This is a genomic window from Arsenicicoccus cauae, from assembly GCF_043162025.1.
In the GTDB taxonomy this organism is placed as follows: Bacteria; Actinomycetota; Actinomycetes; order Actinomycetales; family Dermatophilaceae; genus Arsenicicoccus; species Arsenicicoccus cauae.
Window position 1 is genome coordinate 194,173 of record NZ_CP171001.1, and the last position, 23,540, is coordinate 217,712.

22 protein-coding genes and 3 tRNA genes are annotated in these 23,540 nt (G+C 72.6%); 7 read left to right on the plus strand and 18 right to left on the minus strand.

What is annotated here, in order from left to right:
* Window positions 1-45: 45 nt before the first annotated feature.
* The 5 genes from ACF3NS_RS00925 to ACF3NS_RS00945 all read right to left on the minus strand — a co-directional run bounded on the left by ACF3NS_RS00925 (window position 46) and on the right by ACF3NS_RS00945 (window position 1,486).
* A complete protein-coding gene (locus tag ACF3NS_RS00925; protein WP_154591805.1) occupies window positions 46-459 on the minus strand; it encodes a MaoC/PaaZ C-terminal domain-containing protein in 414 nt (137 codons plus the stop codon).
* Between the two features lies 1 nt (window position 460).
* A complete protein-coding gene (locus ACF3NS_RS00930; RefSeq protein ID WP_154591804.1) occupies window positions 461-907 on the minus strand; it encodes a MaoC family dehydratase N-terminal domain-containing protein in 447 nt (148 codons plus the stop codon).
* 161 nt (window positions 908-1,068) lie between these two features.
* Window positions 1,069-1,239: a 50S ribosomal protein L33 gene (rpmG, locus tag ACF3NS_RS00935; RefSeq protein WP_029211260.1), complete on the minus strand. Its 171-nt coding sequence runs from the start codon at window positions 1,237-1,239 to the stop codon at window positions 1,069-1,071.
* Window positions 1,240-1,298: 59 nt separating this feature from the next.
* Window positions 1,299-1,375: transfer RNA gene (locus ACF3NS_RS00940), tRNA-Met, on the minus strand.
* 38 nt (window positions 1,376-1,413) lie between these two features.
* Window positions 1,414-1,486 (minus strand) — tRNA-Thr (locus ACF3NS_RS00945).
* Between the two features lie 236 nt (window positions 1,487-1,722).
* Between ACF3NS_RS00945 and ACF3NS_RS00950 the strand changes: the two genes are divergently transcribed.
* The 3 genes from ACF3NS_RS00950 (at window position 1,723) to ACF3NS_RS00960 (ending at window position 6,715) form a co-directional block, all read left to right on the plus strand.
* Complete coding sequence (locus tag ACF3NS_RS00950) at window positions 1,723-3,633, plus strand: 2-oxoacid:acceptor oxidoreductase subunit alpha (protein ID WP_288798047.1); 1,911 nt, start codon at window positions 1,723-1,725, stop codon at window positions 3,631-3,633.
* A complete protein-coding gene (locus ACF3NS_RS00955; RefSeq protein ID WP_392467315.1) occupies window positions 3,630-4,712 on the plus strand; it encodes a 2-oxoacid:ferredoxin oxidoreductase subunit beta in 1,083 nt (360 codons plus the stop codon). Before ACF3NS_RS00950 ends, ACF3NS_RS00955 begins: the two co-directional genes overlap by 4 nt.
* A gap of 89 nt (window positions 4,713-4,801) precedes the next feature.
* Window positions 4,802-6,715 carry a glycoside hydrolase family 2 protein gene (locus ACF3NS_RS00960; RefSeq protein WP_392469040.1) on the plus strand — a complete coding sequence of 638 codons (1,914 nt, stop codon included), beginning with the start codon at window positions 4,802-4,804 and terminating at the stop codon, window positions 6,713-6,715.
* Here the strand turns inward: ACF3NS_RS00960 and ACF3NS_RS00965 are convergent.
* The 6 genes from ACF3NS_RS00965 to ACF3NS_RS00990 all read right to left on the minus strand — a co-directional run bounded on the left by ACF3NS_RS00965 (window position 6,691) and on the right by ACF3NS_RS00990 (window position 13,144).
* A complete protein-coding gene (locus ACF3NS_RS00965) occupies window positions 6,691-7,881 on the minus strand; it encodes an aminotransferase class I/II-fold pyridoxal phosphate-dependent enzyme (RefSeq protein ID WP_392467316.1) in 1,191 nt (396 codons plus the stop codon). The genes ACF3NS_RS00960 and ACF3NS_RS00965 overlap by 25 nt on opposite strands.
* A gap of 42 nt (window positions 7,882-7,923) precedes the next feature.
* Complete coding sequence (locus ACF3NS_RS00970; protein WP_392467318.1) at window positions 7,924-9,651, minus strand: FAD-dependent oxidoreductase; 1,728 nt, start codon at window positions 9,649-9,651, stop codon at window positions 7,924-7,926.
* A gap of 240 nt (window positions 9,652-9,891) precedes the next feature.
* Complete coding sequence (locus ACF3NS_RS00975) at window positions 9,892-11,091, minus strand: pyrophosphate--fructose-6-phosphate 1-phosphotransferase (protein WP_288799361.1); 1,200 nt, start codon at window positions 11,089-11,091, stop codon at window positions 9,892-9,894.
* 112 nt (window positions 11,092-11,203) lie between these two features.
* The gene (locus ACF3NS_RS00980; protein ID WP_288799362.1) at window positions 11,204-11,803 is read right to left on the minus strand and encodes an energy-coupling factor transporter transmembrane protein EcfT; all 600 of its coding nucleotides are present in this window, start codon (window positions 11,801-11,803) and stop codon (window positions 11,204-11,206) included.
* 1 nt (window position 11,804) lies between these two features.
* Window positions 11,805-12,491, minus strand: a complete 687-nt coding sequence (locus ACF3NS_RS00985) for an energy-coupling factor ABC transporter ATP-binding protein (RefSeq protein WP_154591798.1) — start codon at window positions 12,489-12,491, stop codon at window positions 11,805-11,807.
* Between the two features lie 56 nt (window positions 12,492-12,547).
* Window positions 12,548-13,144: a biotin transporter BioY gene (locus tag ACF3NS_RS00990; protein ID WP_154591797.1), complete on the minus strand. Its 597-nt coding sequence runs from the start codon at window positions 13,142-13,144 to the stop codon at window positions 12,548-12,550.
* Window positions 13,145-13,253: 109 nt separating this feature from the next.
* On the opposite strand from ACF3NS_RS00990, the gene ACF3NS_RS00995 reads away from it, so the two are divergent.
* The gene (locus tag ACF3NS_RS00995) at window positions 13,254-14,354 is read left to right on the plus strand and encodes an AbrB family transcriptional regulator (RefSeq protein WP_392467320.1); all 1,101 of its coding nucleotides are present in this window, start codon (window positions 13,254-13,256) and stop codon (window positions 14,352-14,354) included.
* Between the two features lie 161 nt (window positions 14,355-14,515).
* On the opposite strand, the gene ACF3NS_RS01000 is transcribed toward ACF3NS_RS00995, so the two are convergent.
* Window positions 14,516-15,139, minus strand: a complete 624-nt coding sequence (locus tag ACF3NS_RS01000; protein ID WP_288798966.1) for a YigZ family protein — start codon at window positions 15,137-15,139, stop codon at window positions 14,516-14,518.
* A gap of 28 nt (window positions 15,140-15,167) precedes the next feature.
* On the opposite strand from ACF3NS_RS01000, the gene ACF3NS_RS01005 reads away from it, so the two are divergent.
* On the plus strand, window positions 15,168-16,220 hold the full coding sequence (locus ACF3NS_RS01005; protein ID WP_288798967.1) for a Gfo/Idh/MocA family protein: 1,053 nt from the start codon (window positions 15,168-15,170) through the stop codon (window positions 16,218-16,220).
* An 18-nt stretch (window positions 16,221-16,238) separates the two neighbouring features.
* Here ACF3NS_RS01005 and ACF3NS_RS01010 read toward each other — a convergent pair whose 3' ends face one another.
* The 6 genes from ACF3NS_RS01010 to ACF3NS_RS01035 form a co-directional block, all read right to left on the minus strand.
* The gene (locus tag ACF3NS_RS01010; RefSeq protein WP_154591795.1) at window positions 16,239-17,621 is read right to left on the minus strand and encodes an MFS transporter; all 1,383 of its coding nucleotides are present in this window, start codon (window positions 17,619-17,621) and stop codon (window positions 16,239-16,241) included.
* A 130-nt stretch (window positions 17,622-17,751) separates the two neighbouring features.
* Window positions 17,752-19,467: an NAD-dependent malic enzyme gene (locus ACF3NS_RS01015; protein ID WP_154591794.1), complete on the minus strand. Its 1,716-nt coding sequence runs from the start codon at window positions 19,465-19,467 to the stop codon at window positions 17,752-17,754.
* A gap of 29 nt (window positions 19,468-19,496) precedes the next feature.
* Complete coding sequence (locus ACF3NS_RS01020; protein WP_392467322.1) at window positions 19,497-20,261, minus strand: helical backbone metal receptor; 765 nt, start codon at window positions 20,259-20,261, stop codon at window positions 19,497-19,499.
* Entirely contained in the window at window positions 20,258-21,124 is an 867-nt protein-coding gene (locus ACF3NS_RS01025) for a CoA transferase (protein WP_154591793.1), read from the minus strand. The genes ACF3NS_RS01020 and ACF3NS_RS01025 overlap by 4 nt, the downstream gene beginning before the upstream one ends.
* The gene (locus ACF3NS_RS01030; RefSeq protein WP_392467324.1) at window positions 21,082-21,789 is read right to left on the minus strand and encodes a hypothetical protein; all 708 of its coding nucleotides are present in this window, start codon (window positions 21,787-21,789) and stop codon (window positions 21,082-21,084) included. The genes ACF3NS_RS01025 and ACF3NS_RS01030 overlap by 43 nt, the downstream gene beginning before the upstream one ends.
* A gap of 134 nt (window positions 21,790-21,923) precedes the next feature.
* Window positions 21,924-22,007, minus strand: a tRNA-Tyr gene (locus ACF3NS_RS01035).
* An 83-nt stretch (window positions 22,008-22,090) separates the two neighbouring features.
* Here ACF3NS_RS01035 and ACF3NS_RS01040 point away from each other — a divergent pair.
* Together ACF3NS_RS01040 and ACF3NS_RS01045 are read left to right on the plus strand one after the other, a co-directional pair.
* On the plus strand, window positions 22,091-22,588 hold the full coding sequence (locus ACF3NS_RS01040) for a YajQ family cyclic di-GMP-binding protein (protein WP_154591791.1): 498 nt from the start codon (window positions 22,091-22,093) through the stop codon (window positions 22,586-22,588).
* Window positions 22,589-22,631: 43 nt separating this feature from the next.
* Window positions 22,632-23,531 carry an AEC family transporter gene (locus tag ACF3NS_RS01045; protein WP_392467326.1) on the plus strand — a complete coding sequence of 300 codons (900 nt, stop codon included), beginning with the start codon at window positions 22,632-22,634 and terminating at the stop codon, window positions 23,529-23,531.
* Window positions 23,532-23,540: the final 9 nt, after the last annotated feature.

The window sequence follows — 23,540 nt, forward strand, 5'->3', positions numbered from 1 at the left end:
AGGGATGACGGGCCCGCGGTGAGCGGAGGGCGAGGCGTCTCGCCGTCAGAGGCGGACGACGGCGAGCGCCCGCCCCAGGACCTTCTTGCCCTCGCACGTGGCGGTGAGCTCGACCGTAGCCCGTCCGTCCTCGACCTTCTTGACGACACCACCGACCACGACCTCGGCCCCGGTGCCGTGGGGAACGACGACCGGGGCCACGAACTTGGTGGAGTACTCCACCACGCGGCCCGCGTCGCCGCACCAGTCCACGACCACCTGCACGGCCGAGCCCATCGTGAGCATGCCGTGGGCGATGACGTCGGGCAGGCCGACGCCCGTGGCGAAGCGCTCGTCCCAGTGGATGGGGTTGCGGTCCAGGCTCGCGCCGGCGTAGGCCACGAGCATCGCGCGGGTGACCGTCAGGGTGCGCTCGGGCAGGGCGTGGCCGGCCTCGACGGTGCTGAGGTCGATCGTCATGTCAGTCCTCTCCCCGGATCACGAGGGTGCTCGTCGCCGTGCAGCGGGCCTCGCCGCCGACGGTGGCCAGCTCGCTGCGGGTCGTCACCATGGCGTGCCCCCCGACGAGCCTCACGGTGTCGACGGTCATCGTGGCGACGATCTCGTCGCCGGCGGTGAGGGGGTGGTGGTGCACGAACCTCTGCTCGCCGTGGACCACCCGGCTGAAGTCGACGCCCGCCTCGGGGTCCTCCATCAGCTGGCGGTCCGCCTGCTGGGCGATCAGGACCGCGAAGGTCGGCGGGGCGATGACGTCGGCGTAGCCGCGGGCGCGGGCGACCTCGACGTCGGTGTGGACCTCGTCGACGGCGCCCACGGCCTCGGCGAACTCCGCGATCTTGGCCCGCCCGACCTGGTAGGGCGCCGTCGGCGGGTAGGTCCGCCCGGCGAACTGCTCGTTGACTGGCATGGGCGTCACCCTAACGGCGTCGTGCGGTTACCCGCCGGTCGAGGGGCCTGTCGGGAACTGACCAGTCGGCGGGGGTGGGGCGTCCGGCATACGAGCAGGTATGACGCACGAGCGCCGCCCCTCCGGGTGGAGGGACGGCGCTCGGGATGCGGGCGACGCGCTCAGCGGGTCTCGCGGTGCGCGGTGTGCTTCTTGCAGCGAGGGCAGTACTTCGCCAGCTCGAGCCGGTCGGGGTGGTTCCGACGGTTCTTCTTGGTGATGTAGTTGCGCTCCTTGCAGTCAGTGCACGCCATGGTGATCTTGGGGCGAACGTCTGCGGACTTGCTAGCCACGGGGCAACCTGCTCTCGGAGTGGGCGCCGGAGGATCCGGCCTTGCGACAAGGATGAACTTGGTAGCGGGAGCGGGGCTCGATCCCGCGACCTCACGATTATGAGTCGTGCGCTCTAACCAGCTGAGCTACCCCGCCTTGGGACAAGCCCCGCCGGGATGGGCGAGACTTGCGAGAGCCCCCTGTCGGAATCGAACCGACGACCTTTTCCTTACCATGGAAACGCTCTGCCGACTGAGCTAAGGGGGCCCGAGCACCGAGGCGCTCGGAAGTGCACTCGTTGGGAGTGCGTCGACCAAGGTACACGGATCGGGCCGAGAGATGAAATCGACGGGAGGCCCCACCCGTGCGTCCGCAGCACGACGGCGCCCAGCATGTGAGCCCTACCATGGACGAAGGTGCCATGTCGGCACCAGCCGTGCATAACATGGCGTTTGGTTGATCCAAAGATGTCGTGTCGATGAAAGCGAAGTGAGTTCGCCCCTATGGCCACCAAGGCAGTCCACCGGCTCGAGCGTGTCGTCATCCGGTTCGCAGGAGACTCCGGTGACGGCATGCAGCTGACCGGCGACCGGTTCACCTCGCAGACCGCCGTCCTCGGCAACGACCTGTCCACCCTGCCCAACTTCCCGGCGGAGATCCGCGCGCCCCAGGGCACGCTGCCGGGTGTGTCGAGCTTCCAGCTGCACTTCGCCGACCACGACGTGCTCACGCCTGGCGACAACCCCGACGTCCTCGTGGCGATGAACCCCGCGGCGCTCAAGGCGAACCTGCCCGACGTGCCGCGCGGCGCCACCGTCATCGCGGACCAGGACGAGTTCACCAAGCGCAACCTCGGCAAGGTCGGCTACGACAGCAACCCGCTCGAGGACGGCTCCCTCGACAGCTATCACCTGCACGCCCTGCCGCTGACCTCCATCACGGTCGACGCCCTGGCCGACTTCCCGCTGTCCCGCAAGGACAAGGAGCGGGCCAAGAACATGTTCGCCCTCGGGCTGCTGTCCTGGCTCTACACCCGACCGCTGGAGTCGACCGAGAGCTTCCTCGCCGCCAAGTTCGGCAGCAAGCCCGACATCCTCGCGGCGAACGTCGCCGCCCTGCACGCCGGCCACGCCTACGGCGAGACCACCGAGGACTTCGCCGTCGCCTACGAGATCGGCCCCGCGCCGATGCGACCCGGCCTCTACCGCAACATCACCGGCAACACCGCCCTCGCCTACGGCCTCGCGACCGCCGCCCACAAGGCCGGCCTGCCGCTCGTGCTCGGCGCCTACCCGATCACCCCGGCCAGCGACATCCTGCACGCCCTGTCCGGCTTCAAGAGATATGGCGTGACGACCATCCAGGCGGAGGACGAGATCGCGGGGATCGGTGCGGCGCTCGGCGCATCCTTCGGCGGCGCCCTCGGCGTGACCACCACCTCGGGCCCCGGCATCGCGCTCAAGACCGAGACCATCGGCCTCGCGGTCTCGCTCGAGCTGCCCCTCGTGATCGTCGACGTCCAGCGCGGCGGCCCCTCGACCGGCCTGCCCACCAAGACCGAGCAGGCCGACCTGCTGCAGGCGATGTACGGCCGCAACGGCGAGGCACCCGTGCCCATCGTCGCCGCCCAGTCGCCCAGCGACTGCTTCGACGCGGCGCTGGAGGCGGTGCGCATCGCGGTGACCTACCGCACGCCGGTCTTCCTGCTCTCGGACGGCTACCTCGCCAACGGGTCCGAGCCGTGGCAGGTCCCCTCCGTGTCGGAGCTGCCCGCGATCGACCCGGACATCGCCACCGAGCCCAACGCGACCGCCGCCGACGGCACCCCCGTCTTCCACCCCTACCTGCGCGACCCCGACACCCTCGCCCGCCCCTGGGCGATCCCCGGCACGCCCGGCCTCGAGCACCGCGTCGGCGGCATCGAGAAGAAGGACGTCACCGGCGAGATCTCTTACGACCCCGACAACCACGACCGGATGACCCGGCTGAGGGCGGCCAAGGTGGCGGGCGTGGCCGGCATACCGGACGTCGAGGTCGACGACCCGACCGGCGAGGCCAAGGTCCTGATGCTGGGCTGGGGCTCGACCTTCGGCCCGATCAGCGCCGGGGTGCGCTACGCGCGCTCCACGGGGGCCGAGGTCGCCCAGGCCCACATCCGGCACCTCAACCCCTTCCCCGCCAACCTCGGCGAGGTCCTGCGGGCCTACGACCGGGTGATCGTCCCGGAGATGAACATGGGCCAGCTGACGACGATGCTCCGCGCGGAATACCTCGTGGACGTGCGGGCGCTGACCCAGGTGCGGGGCCTGCCGTTCACGGCGAGCACGCTGTCCGACGCCATCCACGAGGCCCTGCACGAGCTGGACCCCCGGCACACCCCCGCTCCCGCGACCCCCCAGGAGGAGCGCGCATGACCACCATCGACCTCGGCATGCCCACCCACGGCCTGAGCGGCGTGCCCCGCCTCGGCGAGGGCGACGCCCAGCAGAGCAAGAAGGACTTCACCTCCGACCAGGAGGTGCGCTGGTGCCCCGGTTGCGGCGACTACGCCGTGCTGGCCGCCGTGCAGTCCTTCCTCCCCGAGCTGGGGCTCCGCCGCGAGAACATCTCGTTCATCTCCGGTATCGGCTGCTCGAGCCGCTTCCCGTACTACCTCGACACCTACGGGATGCACTCGATCCACGGGCGGGCGCCGGCCATCGCGACCGGGCTGGTCACCGCCCGACCGGACCTGTCGGTGTGGGTGGTGACCGGGGACGGCGACGCGCTGTCGATCGGCGGCAACCACCTCATCCACGCGATGCGCCGCAACGTCAACATGACGATCCTGCTGTTCAACAACCAGATCTACGGCCTGACCAAGGGGCAGTACTCCCCTACCTCCGAGGTGGGCAAGGTCACCAAGTCGACCCCGGCCGGCTCGGTGGACCGCCCCTTCAACCCGCTGTCGCTGGCCCTCGGCGCCGAGGCGACCTTCGTCGCCCGCACCATGGACTCCAACCGCAAGCACCTGCTCGAGGTGCTGCGGGCGGCGGCGGAGCACCGCGGGACGTCGTTCGTCGAGATCTACCAGAACTGCCCGATCTTCAACGACGGCGCCTTCCAGCTGCTCAAGGACCGCGGCGAGGCGGCGGCCCGACTGGTGCACCTCGAGGACGGGCAGCCGGTCCGTGCCAGCGCCGACCACGTCGTCGTGCGCTCGGACTCCGGCTCGCTCGACGTCGTCCACGAGGGCTCGGTCACCGACCCCTCCCGGATCGTCGTGCACGACGCCGGGGCGGACGACCCGGCTCAGGCCTTCGCGTTGTCGCGGCTCGACTCCGGCGACCACCTGCACGTGCCCATGGGGATCTTCCGCTCGGTCTCGCGGCCGACCTACGACGACCTCGTGCGAGGCCAGATCGCCGGCGCCGTCACGTCGGCCGGCGGCCCCGCCTCCGACGACGACCTGGACGCCCTGCTGCGCGGCAAGGACACGTGGACCATCGGCTGAGGCTGGCCGGGCAGGCGGCGCGGCTCGCGTGGCGAGCCCAGCAGGCCGTATGGCGCCGCCGCCCCACCCTGCGCTCGGCGCCGCGGCCGATGGTGGGGGTGGCGCCCGACCTGTCCGTCGGGGTGGGGTCGGGCATCCCACGACCCGAGCACCCGCGCCCGCAGCTGGTGCGGTCCCGCTGGCTGAACCTCAACGGCGAGTGGGAGTTCGAGACCGACCGCGGGGACAGCGGCTACGAGCGGGGGCTGGTGTCCCGCCCGCTGACGGGACGCATCCTCGTGCCGTTCTGCCCCGAGTCGACCGCGTCCGGCATCGGGGACGAGGACTTCCACGAGGCCGTCTGGTATCGCCGGACCGTCGCCGTGCCCTCCTCGTGGGCGGGGGCGGACGCGTGGCTGCACCTCGGCGCCGTCGACCACGACGCGACGGTGTGGGCCAACGGTGTCGAGATCACCCGCCACCGAGGGGGGTTCACGCCGGTGTCGGCGCCCCTGTCGCGAGCGGGCGTGGGGCCGGGCGACACCGTGGAGATCGTGGTGCGGGCGCGCGACCCGCGCCGCGGGCCCCAGGCGCGGGGCAAGCAGGCGACCAGCTACGCCCGGACCGGCTGCTTCTACACCCGCACCACCGGCATCTGGCAGACCGTCTGGCTCGAGGCGGTGCCGCCCGTGCACGTGCGTCGCCTGCACGTCTCGCCCGACCTCGCCGGTGCCGCGCTGGACCTGTCGATCCCGTTGAGCGGCAACCTGCCCGGCGGTCAGGTCGTCGTCGAGGTCACCCGTGACGCGGGGCTGGGCGACGCCGGCGTCGGATCGGCCGGTGGTGCCGACGACACCGTGATCGCCTCGGCCGCAACGCGGTCCGACCTGGACCTCGCGCCGCGCCTGCGGATCTCGTTGCCGGAGCAGGAGATCCGTCCCTGGTCACCCGCCGACCCACACCTCTACGGCCTCGTCGTGCGGCTGCTCGACCGTGACGGGGCGACCGTCGACGAGCTCACGTCATACGCCGGGTTGCGCTCGATCTCGGTGCACTGCAACGAGATCCGCCTCAACGGCGAGCGCCTCTTCCAGCGGCTCGTGCTGGACCAGGGCTACTGGCCCGACACGCTGATGACGGCGCCCTCGGACGCCGCGCTGGAGCTCGACATCCGGCTGGGCCTGGCCGCGGGGTTCGACGGGGCCCGGCTCCACCAGAAGGTCGTCGAGGAGCGCTACCTCTACCACGCCGACCGCCTCGGCTACCTCGTGTGGGGCGAGTTCGGCGACTGGGGCGCCAAGGTGCGCGACGGCCACGGCGAGATCCAGTCCCCCACGGCGTCATTCGTCACCCAGTGGGTCGAGGTGCTGCAGCGCGACGTCAACCACCCGTCCATCATCGGGTGGTGCCCCCTCAACGAGACCGAGCAGGACCTCGCCGACGACATCACCGTCCTCGACGACGTCACCCGGGCGATGTTCCTCGCCACCAAGGCGATCGACCCGACCCGGCCGGTGATCGACGCCTCTGGCTGGGCGCACCGGGTGCCCGAGACGGACGTCTACGACGCGCACTGCTACGAGCAGCGGCCGTGGCGCTTCCGGATCCTGATGGAGGGCCTCTCGGCCGGCGATCCGCTCGTGGACCTGCCCGGCAAGGACTGGTCCGTGCCCTACGCCGGGCAGCCCTACCTGCTGTCGGAGTACGGCGGGATCTGGTGGGCGGCACCGGGATCGGACGGGTCGCCCGACGCCCGCGAGGTCGACGGGAGCGACCAGGACAGTTCCTGGGGCTACGGCCATCGGGTGCGCGACCTGCGCGAGTTCTACTCCCGCTACGAGGGGTTGACCAGGGTGCTGCTGGACTCCCCTGGCCTCGCGGGATATTGCTACACCCAGCTGACGGACACCTTCCAGGAGCAGAACGGCCTCTACGCCGCCGACCGCTCCCCCAAGGTGGACATCGCGCGGATCCGGGCGGTGCAGCGGCGACCCGCGGCCTACGAACGCCCGCCGGCCACGTAGGCGGCGAGGCGGTCGAGCCCCTCGGTCACCTCGGCAGCGCTGCCGGCGTAAGAGATCCGCACGAAGTGGCTGCCGTCCAGGGCCGGGTCACCGCCGGGGCGCGACGGGGCGAAGTCGACGCCCGGCGTGAGCGCCACGCCCGTGTGCTCCATGACCTGGGTGCACCACGCCACCGAGTCCTGCGTCAGGTGCGCGATCTCGCACCACGCGTAGAACGCGCCCGACGGCGGCACCTGGTCGTGCACGCCGATCTCCGGCAGGCGCTGCAGCACGAGGTCCCGGTTGTGGGCGTATCGCTCGACGTGCGAACGCAGCTCGGCCTGCGCCTCCGCCGTGAGGGCACCGAGGGCAGCGGCCTGGCTGACGGCGGGCGGGCACAGGTTGAGGTTGCCGAGGAGCAGCTCGACCGGCCGCAGCAGGTGGTCCGGCAGAAGCATCCAGCCGAGGCGCCACCCGGTCATGGAGAAGTACTTGGAGAAGCTGCCGACGACGGCGGCCGCGCGGGAGGTGCTCCACGCCGTGGTGGGCTGCGCGCCGGCATACGAGATCCCGTGGTAGATCTCGTCGCTCACGAGCAGGACGTCGTGCTCCTCGCACCAGCGCGCGATCGCCGCGAGCTCGTCGGCGGGGACCACCGTCCCGGTGGGGTTGGCGGGGCTTGCGAGGATCAGTCCGGCGGGCGGGGTGGGCAGCGCCTCGAGCATGGCCACGGTCGGCTGGTAGGCGGTCTCGGGTCCGCAGTCGAGGTCCACGACGCGGCAGCCGAGGGCCTGCAGGGTGTTGCGGTAGGCGGGGTAGCCCGGGCGCGTCACGACGACCTCGTCACCGGCCTCGAAGGCGGCCAGGAAGAGCGCGGTGAAGCCGCCGCTGCTGCCCGTCGTCAGGACCACCTGCCCCGGGTGAACGTCGAGGTCGTCGTCCGCCGCGTAGTGCTCGCAGATCGCCTCCCGCAGGGCGAGGTCGCCCACGGCCTCGGTGTAACCGAGCACCTGGCTGCCGATCGCCGCGACGGCGGCGTCCCGCGCCGCCCGGGGCGCACCCGTGCTCGGCTGACCCACGTGCAGGCCGATCACGTCGCCGTGGCTGACCTGGCGGCGGGCGGCGGCCTTCATGACCTCCATGACGTGGAACGGCGGGACCTGCCCGCGGTGCGACACCCTGCTCATGACCCCACCGTATGCCGACGCGACCGTGGCAGCGCGCCCGGCCTACGGCTGGGCGCGGTGGGCGCGCTCGTCGAGGTAGGCGTGGACGAGCTCCACGACCGCAGCCCCCTCGCCGGACGCCGAGGCCACCCGCTTCATGGATCCGGAGCGCACGTCTCCCACCGCGAACACCCCGGGGATGTTGGTGGCCAGGGACGCCGGGGGGCGACCGTCGGACCAGCAGGCCTCCTCCGTGTCCGCCCCGGTGAGCACGAAGCCGCGCTCGTCGAGAGAGATCTTGGAGGGGAGCCATGCGCAGTGCGGCTGCGCGCCGAGCAGCAGGTAGAGCCCGGCGGCGACGACCCGCCGCTCCTCCCCCGTGGCCCGGTCGCGCAGCGCCAGCCAGGACAGGCGAGGGTCCCCGCCACCGTCGACGACCTCGGTGCGCGGCAGCACCGTGATCCTCCAGTTGCCGGCTAGCTCACGGATCAGGTAGTCGCTCATGGTGGTTCGCAGGTCGTCGCGCCGGATGACGATGGTCACCGAGCGGGCGAACCGGCTCAGGTGCACGGCGGCCTGCCCGGCGGAGTTGCCGCCTCCGACGACGTAGACGTCCTGGCCGGCGACGTCGCGGGCCGAGGACGCGGCCGCGCCGTAGTGCACGCCGCGACCGACCAACCTTTCCAGCGGCTCGACGCCGAGCCGGCGGTAGGTGACCCCCGTCGCGATCACCACGGCGCGGGCCTCGAGGACCGCGCCGTCGGCCACCATGATGCGGTGCAGCCCGCCGGGGCGAAGCACGACGCCGTGGACGCGTCCCGGCTCGAGGCCGACCACCTGCGTGCCCGCGAAGAACCGTGCCCCGAACCTGCTGGCCTGCATGCGTGCCCGCTGCGTCAGACGCATCCCCGAGATCCCTCGCGGGAAGCCGAGGTAGTTGCGGATCATCGAGCTGCTGCCCGCCTGCCCGCCGATGGCGTCCGCCTCCACGACCACGGTCGTGAGGCCCTCGCTGGCGCCGTACACGGCCGCCGCCAGGCCCGCGGGCCCCGCACCGATCACGGCCAGGTCCGCCACGAATCCCTCACCCAGCGAGTCGAACCCGCCGTAGAGGGCCCGCCCCACGTCCGCGATGGTGGCGTCGACGATGGTGTCGCGGCCGTCGCCGACGATGACCGGGAGGACAGGATCCTGGTGGCCCTCGCGGACGAGGCCGTCGAGGATCGCCCGCCCCTCCTCGGAGGTGTCGACGACGGAGCGGCACGGCATGCCCATCCGGTCGAGGAAGTCCCGGATCCCTGCCGCGCGAGGGCAGTTGGACTCGCACACGATCGTGAGCATCGCCACCTCGGGCGTCGCAACCGTCGCACCCCAGTCCGACAGCAGGTCGATGACGGCGGCGTGGAACTCCTCGTCGCGGGGGCCGCGAGGCAGCATGAGGTAGGTGTCGATGCTCCCCCGCTGCTGGGCCTCCCGCAGCGACGGGAAGTGCTGGGTGGCCTCCTGCCCGACGAGCAGGACGAGACGCTTGGCGGTGGGGAGCGCCTGGTGCAGCACGCGCAGTGCCAGCAGCGCGGTGCTGTCCGGCAGCTCCACCTCTGCGGCGACGAGGGCCACCGGCCGCTGCCGGGCCACGAATCCCTGCGCCACGTCGAGCGCCTCGTCCAGCCCGCTCGTGACGACGAGGTCGTAGTCGGTCCCGTAGCGCGCCGCCATCTCGCGCTCGATGTCCTCGGCGTGCTCGCCGCAGACGGTCAGGATGACGGGGCGGCGGAAGTCCTGGTCAGGCATGGCAGCCAGTCTGCCGTATGGCGGGCCGGCCAGACGTCAGCCGGTGGTCAGGGTGAGGAGTCCTCGGAGCCACTCGCTCGGCCACGGTTGCCGGGGCCCCCCGGGCGACATGACGTGAGCTCGCAGCTCGCGAGAGTCGGACGCACGCATGCCGACGCCCTCTCGCGATATCCCGCGAGAGGGCGTCAGCGTGGCGAGGCGCCGGGTGTCGCGGCGGCAGCCGCCGGCATACGGCCGAGGTCAGGCCTGGCCGACCTGACGCAGCAGGTCCTGGAACCAGTCCTGCGAGGCGTCGAAGGCCTTGTGCCCCGCGATGCGCGGGAACTCGATGACCCGCAGCTCGTCGCCGCGCTCCTCGTCGTGCCCCACGACGCCGGGCGTGCCGGCCTGGGCCGCGTCGACCGCCACGTCGCACATCTGCTTGATCAGCGCGAGGTCGGTGTCGTTGGCGGCGGCCGAGCGGGAGAAGTAGCCGGACTTCTGGACCATCGTCTTCTCGGCCTCGATCTTGGCGCCGAACTCCTTGGCGAAGTAGCTGCCCGGGTTGATCGTGTCGAGCTTGACGTGGCCGAAGGGGTCGCGGGCGACCTCCTGGCCGGACGCCTCGAGCTGCTGGACGATGTCGTCGACGCCGGCGCCCTCGGACAGGAAGATGTTGACGCAGCCGATCTCGTCCATCACCTGCTTGAGGCGGGCCGCCTCCGCGTCGAGGTCGATGTGCACCTCGGGGACGTAGATGCCGTGGATCGCCCAGCGCTCGGGCGTGAGGCCGGCCTGCGGCAGCCAGGTCTGCTGCCCGTGCCAGGTCATGTAGTCGCGCGCCGCCGCCGCCGTCAGCCAGCCGCAGTTGCGGCCCATGACCTCGTGCACGATCAGCATGCGCGGGTTGGAGCCGTGCTCGGCGATGATGTTGCGCGCGAAGATCGAGGCCTGCTCGGCCGCCGTCTGCGCACCCAGCGATTGACGGATGGGGACGATGTCGTTGTCGATCGTCTTGGGCAGGCCCACCACGGTCAGCTCGTAGCCCTGCTCGTGCAGGTAGGCCGCCAGGTCGGCGGCGGTGGTGTTGGTGTCGTCGCCGCCGATGGTGTGCAGCACGTCGACGCCGTCCTCCTTGAGGCGGTTGGCCGCGACCTCGAGGGGGTTGTCGCCCTCCTGGACCAGACCGCGCTCGACGAGGTTCTTGGCGTTGGTGAGCTTGACGCGGGAGTTGCCGATGGGGCTGCCGCCGAAGCCCCGCAGCACCCCGGCGTTCGTGCGGGTCTCCTCGTCGAAGACCGTGTAGCTGCCGGTCAGCACGCCGTGGTAGCCGTGGCGGTAGCCGATGAGCTCGACGTCCGGCAGGACCTCGGTGTAGCGCTCGATCAGGTCGCCGACGGCGGCGGACAGGCAGGGGGCGTAGCCGCCGGCGGTCAGCATGGCAACGCGCTTGATGGTCATCGGGAGGGTCCTCCTGCGATAGCGGGATGAGGGTCATGACGGTCGCGACTCTGCGACCTCCACCCTATCGAGGGCGCCCCGGGTGGGCCGACCCCCGGGGCCGCTGCGGCGATCAGTCGTCGACGCCGCGGGCAGCGAGGGCGTCACCGACGCGTTCGGCGTGCCGGACCGTGCGGATGACCAGGGGCGTGGCCACCGCGCGCACGGACCGGTCCAGGCCGCGGGCCCGCCGCGCGTCCAGCGTCTGCTGCAGGAGCTGGCCCACGACGGGGATGCTGCGAAGCGTCAGGCTGACGGTCAGGGCCACACGCTCCGGCGAGACGCCCACGTGCCGCAGCGGCTGAGCGAGGCGCTGCACCCCGTCCAGCATCGCGGACACGCGCGTCGTGAGGGTGACCAGGCCGGCCGCCGCCACCGCCACGACCATGCCGCCGAGGGCGACCACGACGGCCTCCCACCCGCCGCTCCACCACTGGAACGGCGCCATCACCAGCAGGAACCACCGCAGCGGCCGCACCTCGCCCCAGGCCAGGCCGAGCGAGACCCGGCACAGGACGTAGGCACTCAGGACGACCAGCGCCGAAGCGGCCGTCATCCAGGGACGCTGGACGAGCGACACCGGCACGAGGAAGACCGCGAGCGCGAGCAGCTTCCAGGGCACGGGGAGGCGGTGCAGGACGGAGCGGCCCTCGGCATACGCGCCGGTGAGCACCTCAGACCCCCATCAGCCGGCGGTAGAACGGGACCACCTCGTCGGCCGGCCCGTCCGCCGCGACCCGACCCTCGTCGATGCACACGACCCGCTCCCACCCCTCGAGCAACCACAGGTGGTGGGTGACGAGCACGACCTGCTGGTCCAGGGTGTCGAGCAGCCGCGAGACCTGGTGCGCGTGGCGCAGGTCGAGCAGGGTGGTGGGCTCGTCGCAGACCAGCACGTCGGGGCGGGTGACGAGGATCGCGGCGATGGCGAGGAGCTGCTTCTGACCCGAGGAGAGCTGGTGGGCGGGGTGGTCGGCGTGATCCGCGAGGGAGTAGCGCCCGAGCACCTCGTCGACGAGCAGCCGCTTGTCGTCGGGACTCAGGTCGCGACGACGGCGCAGCGAGAACTCCACGTCCTCACGCACCGTCGGCATGACGATCTGCGCCTCGGGGTCGGGGAAGACGAAGCCGACCTTGCGCCGCACCGCTGCCCCGTCGCGCGCGGCGTCGAGACCGTCCACCGTGACTCGACCCCGGGTGGGCTCCACGAGGCCGTTGAGCATGCGGGCGAGGGTCGACTTGCCGGACCCGTTGGCGCCGACGATGCCGATGCGCGGCTCCGTGAGGGTCAGGTCGACGTGCTCGAGGACGCGACGATCCCCATAGGCATGGGCGACGTCCTCGATGCGGATGGTGGGCATGGGCGTGCTGGGTCGTGGGCCGTATGCCGGACGCCTGCTGGCTCTCGGGGCGGCCGTCAGCGGCGACGGACCGGCACGAGGTCCGGCAGCGCCTTGTGGACGGCGGTGGCGACGACGCCCGCGACGACCGCCTTGACCACGTCGCCGGGCAGGAAGGTCGCCGAGAAGGCCGCCGCGCCGGCGAGGTCGAGCTTGGCCGAGCGCCACGCCATGCCGGGGATCCCCAGCGCGTAGGACACGAGGATCCCGCCGACGAGGCACGCGCCGATCGCGGCCGCGACGTGCAGGCGGGGCAGGAAGCGCTGGACGATCAGCCCGATGACCAGCGCCACGAGCGGGTAGCCCAGGGCGAAGCCGACGGTGGGGCCGGTGAGGATCGCGAGGCCACGCACGCCGCTGGCGAGGACCGGCAGCCCAGCGAGCGCCAGGACGACGAAGAGCAGGACGGCCAGGAACCCGCGGCGCGCGCCGAGCACGGCGCCGGCGAGCATGATGCCGAGGTTCTGCAGGACGATGGGGGCGGCGCCGCCGACCGGCACCTTGACGGGGACCAGGGCGACGATCAGGGCGCAGAACGCCGCGACGAGGGCGAGGTCGCGGGCGGTGAGGCCGCGCCGCTGGGCGGGCGAGGTGGTGCTGGCGGCGGAGGACATGGGGCGAAGCGTACCTGAACGGCGTTCAGGAGGTGGTGGGCAGGCCGGGTGATGGTCGAGTCTTGAGGCGGCGACGCACCTGAGGGCGAGCCGGACCTAGGGTGCTGGGGTGACCTCCCCACCCGCGCGCTCGCTCGCAAGGGGCCTCGCCGTGGGTGTCGTCGTCTGGGTGGGGCTCGCGCTCCTGCACCTGCCGTCGCCGTCGCTGTTCGCCGGGTTGACGGCCGGGGCGGTGCTGGCGCTCGGGTCGCCGCAGGCACCTCGACTGCCGCGCTGGAGCGTGGTGCTCGCCCAGGCCCTCGTCGGGGTGACCATCGGCGAGACGGTGACCCTGTCCGCGCTGCGCCAGATCGCCGCCGACTGGCCGTCCGTGGTGGTCGTCACCGTGGCGACGCTGCTTCTGAGCCTGCTGGGGGGCGTCATCCTGGCGCGTCTGCACCCGATCTCCTTGGCCACCGGCCTGTTCTCCATGGCGGCGGGCGGGGCGTCCGGCATCACGTCCGTCGCCGAGGAGCTGGGGGCGGACGCACGGGTCGTGTCGATCCTGCAGTACCTCCGCGTGCTGCTCGTGCTGGTGACGCTGCCCCTCGTGGTGGGGCTGGTGTTCCACCCGCAGACGGGGCAGGGCGCGGGGGCCGCAAGCGGTGCCGGTGGCGCCGACGGGTCCTGTGGCGGGTGGCTCACGTCGCTGGCCTTCGTCGCCGTGTCCGTCGGGGCGGGGCTGCTGGTGGCGCGACTGGTGCCCGTGTCGACGTTCACGCTGATCGGCCCGCTCGCCGTGGCCGGGGGGCTGACGCTGTGGGGCGGGCTCGGCCCCACGCGGACCCCGACGGTGCTCGTGGCCCTGGCCATGCTGGCGATCGGCCTGCAGGTCGGGGTGAAGTTCACGCGCGACAGCGTGCGGGCCATCGGTCGCCTGCTGCCCGCCGGGCTGGTCCTCGTCGCGGCCCTGCTGGTCCTGTGCGGCCTGCTCGGCTGGGTGCTGTCACGGGTGACGGGCGTCGACCCGCTGACGACCTATCTCGCGACGACGCCCGGCGGCCTCTTCGCCGTGCTCGCGACGGCGACGGACAGCGGGGCGGAGCCGACCTACGTCTTTGCGGTGCAGCTCGCTAGGCTGCTCGCCATCCTGGCGCTGGCGCCGCTGCTGGCCCGCTGGCTGCGGGCCCGTCGACCCTGGCGGCATCCCGGGCGCCGGGCACGGGCGTGAGCTCGACCCCCACCGAGATCGACTACGCCCTCGCGTCGGGCAAGCCCGTGACCTTCTCCGAGACCCCCCACGAACCTGCCCAGAGCCCGAGCACGAACGACCGGACGGTGTCGCCGTCCGGTCGACGACCGGACCGGTCATGACGCTTCCCCGCTCCCCCGCTAGGGGTGCCAGCGGGTGGGGCCGTCGAGCAGCTGCCCGGCTCCCCCGGTGAGCTCGGCCACCAGCGCAGCGAGGTCCTCCCGCTGCGGCGGCGCCACGTCGAGGCGCAGCACCGCACGCGCCGCATAGTCCGTGCCCGCGACGTGCACCCCGCGAGCGCGCAGGGCTGCCTCGACGCGTCCGGCGTCCGCGTGCTCGACCTCCAGCGAGAAGCGCTGCACCAGACGGCGCTCCACCACCGTGGCCGCGTCGCAGGCGGCGCGCACGCTGTCGCCATACGCCCGGATCAGGCCACCCGTCCCGAGCAGGGTCCCGCCGAACCATCGCGTCACCACGCACACGACATCGCTCAGCCCGCGGCCGCGCAGCACCTCCAGCATCGGCGCCCCGGCCGTCCCCGCCGGCTCCCCGTCGTCGGACGACCGCTCGGTCATCGCGTCCGGGCCCAGCACGAACGCCGAGCAGTGGTGCCGCGCGTCCCAGTGCGCCTTGCGCGCCTGCTCGACGACCAGGCGCGCCGCCGCCTCGTCCGCCGCAGGCTCCAGCCGTGCCAGGAACCGCGAGCGCCGCACCTCGATCTCGACGTCGACCGGCGACGCGACGGTCAGGTAGGACTGGGGCACCTGCCCATCCTCCCCTAGGCTCGACCGGGTGAGCGACCTCCCCGGCCCCCTCCCCACCACCCTGCCCGACAGCCGCGTCCCCGACCCGCGCGACGCCCCGCCGCTGCGCTGGGGCGTGATCGGGCCGGGCGGCATCGCGCGGGCGTTCGCCGACGGGCTGCACACGCACACGCGCGGCCGCGTGGTGGCGGTGGGGTCGCGCTCCCTGGACCGCGCCGAGGCCTATGCCCGCGAGGTGGGGGGCGCGAAGGCATACGGCTCGTATGCAGAGCTCGTCGCGGATCCCCAGGTCGACGCGGTCTATGTGGCGTCGCCGCACAGCGAGCACCACGAGCACGCGCTGCTGGCCGTCGCCGCCGGCAAGCACGTGCTGGTCGAGAAGGCCTTCGCCCGCACCGCCGCCGAGGCGCAGGAGGTCGTCGACGCCGCGCGCGCCGCCGACGTGACCTGCATGGAGGCGATGTGGACGCGCTACCTGCCGCAGAGCGATGTCATCCGGCGGCTCGTCGCCGACGGGGTGCTGGGCGAGATCGAGACGGTCCTCGCCGACCACGGGCAGTGGTTCGCCGAGGACCGGTCCTTCCGGCTGTACGCCCCGGAGCTGGCGGGCGGGTCGCTGCTCGACCTCGGCATCTACCCGGTGTCCTTCGCCTGCGGCGTGCTCGGTATGCCGCAGCGCGTCACCGCCGTCGGCACGACGGCCTTCACCGGGGTGGAGGCACAGGCGTCGATGATCCTGTCGGACTTCCCGGCGGCGCCCCGGGCGCACGCGGTGCTGACGACCACGCTGGCCGCCAAGACCCCCACCACCGCGTCGATCTCGGGGTCGCTGGCCCGGGTCGAGCTGGACGGCGACTTCTACCAGCCCGGCCGGGTCCGGCTCGTGTCCCGGGACGGCGAGGTGGTCGAGGGGCCGGAGCCGGTGGTGCGTGGCCACCGGGGGCTGTGCTACGAGGCGGCCTACCTCGCGCGGCTGGTCGCCGAGGGGCGCCGGGAGTCGGAGCTGCTGCCGCTCGACGAGACGGTCGCCATCATGGGGCTGCTCGACGAGGTGCGGCGGCAGATCGGTGTGCCCCTGTGAGCATCTCCCTGAGGTAGGTCAGAGCTCCTCGAGGTCCTTGCCGCGCAGCTCGGGCAGGCCGAGGGCCGACAGCGCCGCGATCGCGAACGCGACGGCGAAGGTGGTGAACACCAGGCCCGTGCCCCCGCCCGCCTTGAGCGGCGGCACCGCCAGCGGCGCGAGGATCGAGGCGATGCGGCCGAAGCCCGCCGCCGCCCCGGAGCCGGTCCCGCGCATGACGGTGGGGTAGATCTCGGGGGTGACGGCATACAGCGCACCCCACGCGCCGAGGTTGAAGAAGCTCAGCGCGCAGCCTGCCGCAAGGATGGCTGGCACCGAGGAGGCCATCCCGAACGCCCCGGCCGCGCACGCCGACCCGACCAGGAAGGTGGTGAGGGTGGCCCGGCGCCCCCACTTCTCGATGAGCCAGGCCGAGACGGCGTAGCCGGGGAGCTGGGCGATGGTGATCCACAGGGTGTACTCGAAGGACTTGACCATGTCGAAGCCCTGCGCGAACAGCAGTGACGGCAGCCAGATGAACGCGCCGTAGTAGGAGAAGTTCACGCAGAACCAGACCGCCCACAGCGCCGCCGTGCGCACCCGGTAGCGCGCGCTCCACAGGCCGGGAACCGGGCCGCTCGGCGCGACGGGGGCATCGACGGAGGGCGCGACGGGGCCATCGACAGCGGTGTCCGGGGCGGGGACCCCCGCCGGCTCCTCGAAGCTGCGGACCGCGGACTCCGCCTCGGCATACCGGCCCTTGGACTCGAGGAAGCGGACCGACTCGGGCAGGGTGGCCCGCACGACCAGCGCGTAGAGCGCCGGGACGACGCCCAGGGCCATGGCCCAGCGCCACCCGTCGGCGCTGGTCGGGATGACGAAGTAGCCGATGAGCGCCGCGAGGATCCACCCGAGGGCCCAGAAGGACTCGAGGCCGACGACGACGCGGCCGCGGATGTGCGCCGGGGAGTACTCGCTGATCAGCGTGGACGCGACGGGCAGCTCGGACCCGAGGCCCAGCCCGACGACGAAGCGCAGCGCCATGAGCACGGCCACGCTGCCAGCGAGCGCCGACGCCCCCGTGGCGAGGCCGTAGACGAGCAGGGTCAGCGCGAACACCTGGCGGCGGCCGATCCGGTCGGCGAGCAGGCCGCCGAGCGTGGCTCCGACGGCCATGCCGAGGGACCCGATCGACGCGATCCAGGACACCTCGGTCGGCGACAGGTGCCACTGGCGGGCCAGCGCGGTCAGGACGAAGGAGATCAGGCCCACGTCCATCGCGTCGAGGGCCCATCCGACCCCGGAGCCCGCCAGCAGGCGCCGGTGCTTGCTCGTGAACGGCAGGCGGTCGAGCCGCTCCGTGCGCGTCAGGTGGCGGTCGACGCCGGTGGCACCGAGCGGTCCGGTCGAGGTGGCGGGCATGGTGGGCTCCTGCGGGGGTGGACAGCGATGGCGCGATTGTGCTCACTATAAGCATTTGTCACGGCGCGGCATTCCCCGACGGCGCGAGCTCACCCGGGTCGCGTCCCCGGCGCTGCCGGACCCGCGCCGCTCAGACCACCTCGAGGTCGGGATAGACCGGGTGCCACATGCGCTGGTAGACCGCCTGCACCGGCTCGTCGACCTCGACCGTCGCCAGCCCCTCCTCCTGCGCGGCCCGCACCACCGCGAGCGCCACCGTCGCCGACACGTAGCGCAGCTGCCTGATCGACGGCAGCAGCGGCATCTCGGGTCTGGTCACCTGGCTGATGCCCGCGATGGCCTCGGACGCCGCCGCGATCATGCCGTCGGAGACCCTGGAGGCGCCGCAGACGGCGACACCGAGGCCGAGACCGGGGAACACGAGCGCGTTGTTGGCCTGGGCGATCTCGTAGGTGCGCTGGTGGAAGGTCACGGGGGCGAACGGCGACCCGGTGGCGATCATGGCCTTGCCGTGGGTCCAGTCGACGATGCGCTCCGGGACGCCCTCGGACAGGCTGGTCGGGTTGGACAGCGGCATGATGATCGGGTTGCGGGTGTGCGCCGCCATGTCGCGGACGATCGCCTCGGTGAAGGTGCCCGGCTGGCCGGACGTGCCGATGAGGATCGTGGGGTGGGTGTTGCGGACGACGTCGGCCAGGCCGATCCGGCCCTCCACGTCCAGGCGCCAGCCCTGCACGTCGGCGTCGGTGCGGGCATAGGGCTTCTGGAACGGCCGGACGCGGTCACCGAGCGCCTCGGTGATCAGGCCGCGCGAGCCCAGGCACCAGAACCTTGCGTTGGCCTCCTCCGGCGAGGAACCCTCGCGGATCATGATGTCGCGCAGCAGGTTGGCGATGCCGACGCCGGCCGTGCCGGCGCCGTGCACGACGATGCGCTGGTCGCTCATCCGCTCGCCCGTGGCCTTGACGCCGGCGAGGGCGGCGGCGGCCACGACGGCGGCGGTGCCCTGCACGTCGTCGTTGAAGGTGCAGATGTCGTTGCGGTACCTGTCGAGGATGCGGTGGGCGTTGCTCGCCCCGAAGTCCTCCCAGTGCAGCATGGCCTTGGGGTACAACCGGGTCGTGACCTCGACGAACGTGTCGATGAAGGCGTCGTAGCGCTCGCCGCGCACTCGTGCGTGCCGTACGCCGAGGTAGAGCTCGTCGTTGAGCAGGGCGAGGTTGTCCGTCCCGACGTCGAGGACCACCGGGATGGCCCGGCGCGGGTGGATGCCGGCGGCGGCGGTGTAGACGGAGAGCTTGCCGATGGCGATCTGCACGCCGCCCACACCCTGGTCCCCGATGCCGAGGATGCCCTCGGAGTCCGTCGCGACCACGAGGTCGACGTCCTCGGGCTCGAGGCCGTAGTTGAGGAAGGCGTTCTCGATGCCGTCCGGGTCGTCGATCGACAGGAAGACCCCGCGAGGGCGGGAGTACCAGTGGGAGTAGCGCTGGATCGCCTCGCCGATCGTCGGGGTGTAGACGATCGGCAGCATCTCCTCGAGGTGCTCGGCGAGCAGGCGGTAGAACAGCACCTCGTTGCGGTCGCGCATCGCCGACAGGTAGACGTTCTTGGACAGCGCGTCCGGCTGCTCGAGGAACTGCTGGTAGACGCGGGAGATCTGCCCCTCGATGGACACGATGCCGCTCGGCATGAGGCCGTTGAGCCGCAGCGAGTCCCGCTGCGCCTTGGTGAAGGCGGTGCCGCGGTTGATGAGCGGGATGGCCAGGACGTCGTTGCCGCGGACGCGGACCCGGACCTTGGTGCCCGTGGGGGTGGACTCGAACTCGAAGGGCCGACTCGACATGACCCACAGCCTAGAGCCCGTGGCGTCGGTCACCGCCCCCGCAGCTGGCGGACGAGCCGCTCCGGCGCGCCGATCATCGCCGGGCCGTACCACGTGAGGGAACGTCCGTCGACGAGCGCGCTCGGGAGCGGGTCGAAGGCCTCGGGCCCGTCGTCGTCGGTGAACTGGTAGGGCTCGTCCGGCAGGATCGCGAGGTCGGCGCCGGGCAGCTCGTCCAGCGGCACGGCCGGGTAGCGCCCCCCGTGCCCCCGCAGGACGTTGTCCACCCCGAGTCGGCGCAGCACGTCACCGGCATAGGTGTCCTGCCCGAGGAACATCCAGGGACGACGCCAGATGGGTATGACGGCGCGCACCCTCCTCGCGGGGTCGACGCGCGTCGGCGAGGCCCACGCCTCGTGGGCGTCGTCCAGCCAGCTCGGGGGCGGCACCTCCAGGGCGTCGACCAGGCGGGCCAGCGATCGCAGCGCGCCGTCGACGGTGCGGGTCTGCGTGGTCCACACGGGGATCCCCGCGTCGCGCAGCGCGGCGAGGTCCGACGGGCGGTTCTCCTCGTCCTCGGCGACCACCAGGTCGGGGCGCAGCCCGACGACCGCGTCCAGGTCGGGGTTCTTGGTGCCGCGGACCCGGACGACGTCCAGGTCGGCGGGGTAGGTGCACCAGTCGGTCGCCCCGACGAGCACGTCGGGCGCGCTCCAGGCGACGGCCTCGGTGAGCGACGGCACGAGGCTGACGACCCGGCGCGGCGTCCCGCGGACGACGACGGGCAGGCCCAGGTCGTCGAGGTAGCGCGTCACCGTGATCCCCGACCGCTGCTGCCGGGGGCACCGGCGACGGCGACGAGCGGCACGTCGTGCTCCTCGGCGGCCCGCTGCCACTGCGCGGCGGTGCGCGTGCGCAGCGTCGCCGCGATGGTGTCGTGGTCGGCGCCGCCCAGCAGCTCCTGCGCCCGCTGCCAGAAGTGCGGCTCCAGCGCCGCCAGCGCGACGTGGCCGTCCTGCGCGGGGTAGAGGCCGTAGCCCGCGAACCCGCCGCCCAGCAGCCCGCCGGGGGCGGTGAGGCCGTGCCGGACCGAGGCCGCCAGCTCGGCGGCGCAGTCTGCGAAGGCCACCTCGCGGCGGCTCCCCTCCCCCGTCCGCGCGCGCAGCAGCAGCCCGGCGAGCGCCTCGGAGACCGCGCGCTCGGCACCGGCGAGGTCCGCGACCAGGACGGCGGGCAGCTGCGGCGGGGTGAGCAGCCCGGCCGCGGCCTGGTAGGTCAGGTCGTGCCCGGCAAGATCGTCGTCGGGCGCGGGGTGCCCCACGATCGCGACGTGCACGAGCCGGGGGCACCGCGCGTGCAGCTCCTCCCAGCCGAGCCCGAGCCGCCGCAGCGCCGACCCTCGGCTGGCGGTGAGCAGTACGTCCGCCGACGCCAGCAGCTCGTCCAGCTCGGCGCGACCGTCGGGGGACTTCAGGTCCAGCGACCGCACCTCGAGGTCGGCGTCCAGCTCGGCGAGCCAGCCGGCGGCGTAGTCCCCGAGCGGGTCGCCCGCCGGCGGCTGCACCTTGACCACGGACGCCCCCATCCGGCGCAGCCGCGCGGCGGCCACCGGCCCCGGCACGTTGACGGCGAGCGTCACGACCCGGGTCCCCGCGAGCGGGGCGTCGGTGAACGGCATACGAGCCTCCTCGGTCCTGACCAGCATCTAACCGGACCGGACCGCCGCCCGCAGCCCCGGCCGGCGGACCGGGGCGGCGCCGCCGCCAGCCGGTCCGCGGTCTTGTCGTGCAGCAGCCGGCCGAGGACGGCGCCGTAGGTGCGCCGGGGCAGCAGCACGGTGACCTGAGCCGTGGGGTGACGGTCGACCGGGCGGTGCGTGTAGACCATCGCGGTCCGGTCCAGGCGGCGACCCGGGCAGTCGACGAGCTCCAGCGGCAGGGCCCGGGTCTCGAGCTGGTCCCAGGCCTGCTGCAGCCGCTCCGCGTGCGCTGAGTCCACCACGAGGTGCACGCACCGCAGCTGGGCCGGCTTGAGGGTGCGGGCGAAGCGCAGCGCCCGCACCAGGGCGAGGTCCACCGTGTCGACCAGCACCACGACGATCGAGGTCGGCGCGATGCGCATCGGCTGCGCCACGGGGTGGGTGGCGAGGATCTGGGCCTCCCGGGCGTACTTCCGGTGGAGGCGCAGCAGCCCGAGCACCGCCGCCGCCGGGACCCACCGGTCGGTCTCCCCGACGAGCAGCAGCAGACCCGTCAGCAGCGCCAGCGCCGCCACCGCCAGCACCCACCCGGCCAGCAACCGGCCGCGTGGCAGCGGCGCGGGCGCGCGGGGGGCCATCGGCATACGGCCCATCATGGCCCAGCGCACCAGGCACCGGGGAGGGGACCCTGGGGAGGCCGGGGAGGCTGGACGGACTGGGGAGGAGCACGACGAAGGCCCCGGTCCGACGGCGGTCGGTCCGGGGCCCCTGCACTGCATGGTGGCGGGTGAAGGATTCGAACCTTCGAAGCTTTCGCGACGGATTTACAGTCCGCTCCCATTGGCCGCTCGGGCAACCCGCCATGGTGCGTCGGCAAGCATAGCAACGAGGAGCGGTGAAGCCGAATCCGTAAGATCGAGGCAACAGACCACCCAAGGAGGAGCCATGGCGGACAGCTCGTTCGACATCGTCAGCAAGGTCGACAAGCAGGAGGTCGACAACGCGATCAACCAGGCGGCCAAGGAGGTCGCCCAGCGCTACGACTTCAAGGGGGTCGGCGCCTCCATCGAGTGGAGCGGCGACAACGTGCTGATCAAGGCCAACACCCCCGAGCGGTGCGCCGCGGTGCTCGACGTCTTCGAGACCAAGCTGGTGCGGCGCGGGGTGTCGCTCAAGTCCTTCGACTTCGGCGACGACAAGGAGGCCAAGCCCTCGGGCAAGGAGTACCGCCTCGAGGGGGCGATGCGCGACGGCATCAGCCAGGACAACGCCAAGAAGATCTCCAAGCTGATCCGCGACGAGGGACCCAAGTCGGTCAAGGCGCAGATCCAGGGCGACGAGCTGCGCGTCACGTCCAAGTCCCGCGACGACCTGCAGGCCGTGCAGCGGCTGGTCAAGGAGGCCGACCTGGACTTCGCGGTGCAGTTCACCAACTACCGCTGAGACGCCCCGCTCGCACCCCGGCACGGCTGGCTAGCCTGCCGGGGTGCTTGCTGCCCTGGTCCAGGTCGTGCTGCCCGTCGTGCTCGTCGCCACGGTCGGCTACGTCCTGGCGCGGTCCTTCGCGCTGGACCGGCAGACGCTCAACAAGGTGGGCATGCACGGGCTGACCCCAGCGCTGGCCTTCACCTCGATCGTCAAGACCGAGGTGTCCCCCGGGCAGGGGGTGTGGCTGGTCGCGGGCTACGTCGCCGCGAACGTGCTCGCGGGGCTCGTCGCGTGGGGCGTCGCGGCTCGCTGGCCGGGGCGCACCCGGCGAGGCGTGGTCGCGTGCACGGTGATCGGCAACAACGGCAACTTCGGGCTGCCGGTGGCGCTGCTGGCGCTGGGCCAGCCCGGGTTGGACCAGGCCCTCGTGATCTTCATCGTGTCGGTGGTCGTGATGTTCACCATCGGGCCGGTGCTCTACGGCTCGCACGACGGGCTGGGGGCCGGGCTGCGCTCGCTCGTGCGTCTGCCCGTGCTGTGGGCGCTGGTGCTCGCCTCGGTCGTGCGGCTGACCGGTATGACGGTCCCCCTCGGCGTCATGCGGGGGATCGAGCTGCTCGCGGCCGCCGCCATACCCCTGGTGCTGCTGCAGCTGGGCGTGCAGCTGGGGCAGTCGCGGCGGATCCACCTGACCGCGCCCGTGTTGCTGAGCGTGGGGCTGCGGTCGGTGGGGCTGCCGCTGCTCGGGCTCGCCGTGGCGATGGTGCTGCCGCTGCCCACGCTGGCCACCCGGTCGCTGGTGCTGGCGCTGGCGATGCCGACGGCGGTCAACGCGTTCCTGCTGGCGGAGGAGTTCCGCGGCGACTCCGAGATGGTGGCGAGCGTGGTGGCGGTGACGACGGTCGTGGCGGTGCCCGTCGTCGCCCTGGTGGTGAGCCTGCTGCCGCTGATCCGCTGATCCGCCGGA

Bases quoted from the DNA above. Each gene is read 5' to 3' on its own strand.
- ACF3NS_RS00990 (WP_154591797.1), bottom strand. From the start codon at position 13,144: ATGTCCTCCGCCGCCAGCACCACCTCGCCCGCCCAGCGGCGCGGCCTC.
- ACF3NS_RS00970 (WP_392467318.1), bottom strand. From the start codon at position 9,651: ATGCCTGACCAGGACTTCCGCCGCCCCGTCATCCTGACCGTCTGCGGC.
- ACF3NS_RS01010 (WP_154591795.1), bottom strand. From the start codon at position 17,621: ATGCCCGCCACCTCGACCGGACCGCTCGGTGCCACCGGCGTCGACCGC.
- ACF3NS_RS00985 (WP_154591798.1), bottom strand. From the start codon at position 12,491: ATGCCCACCATCCGCATCGAGGACGTCGCCCATGCCTATGGGGATCGT.
- ACF3NS_RS01025 (WP_154591793.1), bottom strand. From the start codon at position 21,124: ATGCCGTTCACCGACGCCCCGCTCGCGGGGACCCGGGTCGTGACGCTC.
- ACF3NS_RS01030 (WP_392467324.1), bottom strand. From the start codon at position 21,789: ATGCCGATGGCCCCCCGCGCGCCCGCGCCGCTGCCACGCGGCCGGTTG.
- ACF3NS_RS00965 (WP_392467316.1), bottom strand. From the start codon at position 7,881: ATGAGCAGGGTGTCGCACCGCGGGCAGGTCCCGCCGTTCCACGTCATG.
- ACF3NS_RS01015 (WP_154591794.1), bottom strand. From the start codon at position 19,467: ATGTCGAGTCGGCCCTTCGAGTTCGAGTCCACCCCCACGGGCACCAAG.
- ACF3NS_RS00975 (WP_288799361.1), bottom strand. From the start codon at position 11,091: ATGACCATCAAGCGCGTTGCCATGCTGACCGCCGGCGGCTACGCCCCC.
- ACF3NS_RS00930 (WP_154591804.1), bottom strand. From the start codon at position 907: ATGCCAGTCAACGAGCAGTTCGCCGGGCGGACCTACCCGCCGACGGCG.
- ACF3NS_RS00950 (WP_288798047.1), top strand. From the start codon at position 1,723: ATGGCCACCAAGGCAGTCCACCGGCTCGAGCGTGTCGTCATCCGGTTC.
- ACF3NS_RS01040 (WP_154591791.1), top strand. From the start codon at position 22,091: ATGGCGGACAGCTCGTTCGACATCGTCAGCAAGGTCGACAAGCAGGAG.
- ACF3NS_RS00960 (WP_392469040.1), top strand. From the start codon at position 4,802: ATGGTGGGGGTGGCGCCCGACCTGTCCGTCGGGGTGGGGTCGGGCATC.
- ACF3NS_RS00925 (WP_154591805.1), bottom strand. From the start codon at position 459: ATGACGATCGACCTCAGCACCGTCGAGGCCGGCCACGCCCTGCCCGAG.
- ACF3NS_RS00955 (WP_392467315.1), top strand. From the start codon at position 3,630: ATGACCACCATCGACCTCGGCATGCCCACCCACGGCCTGAGCGGCGTG.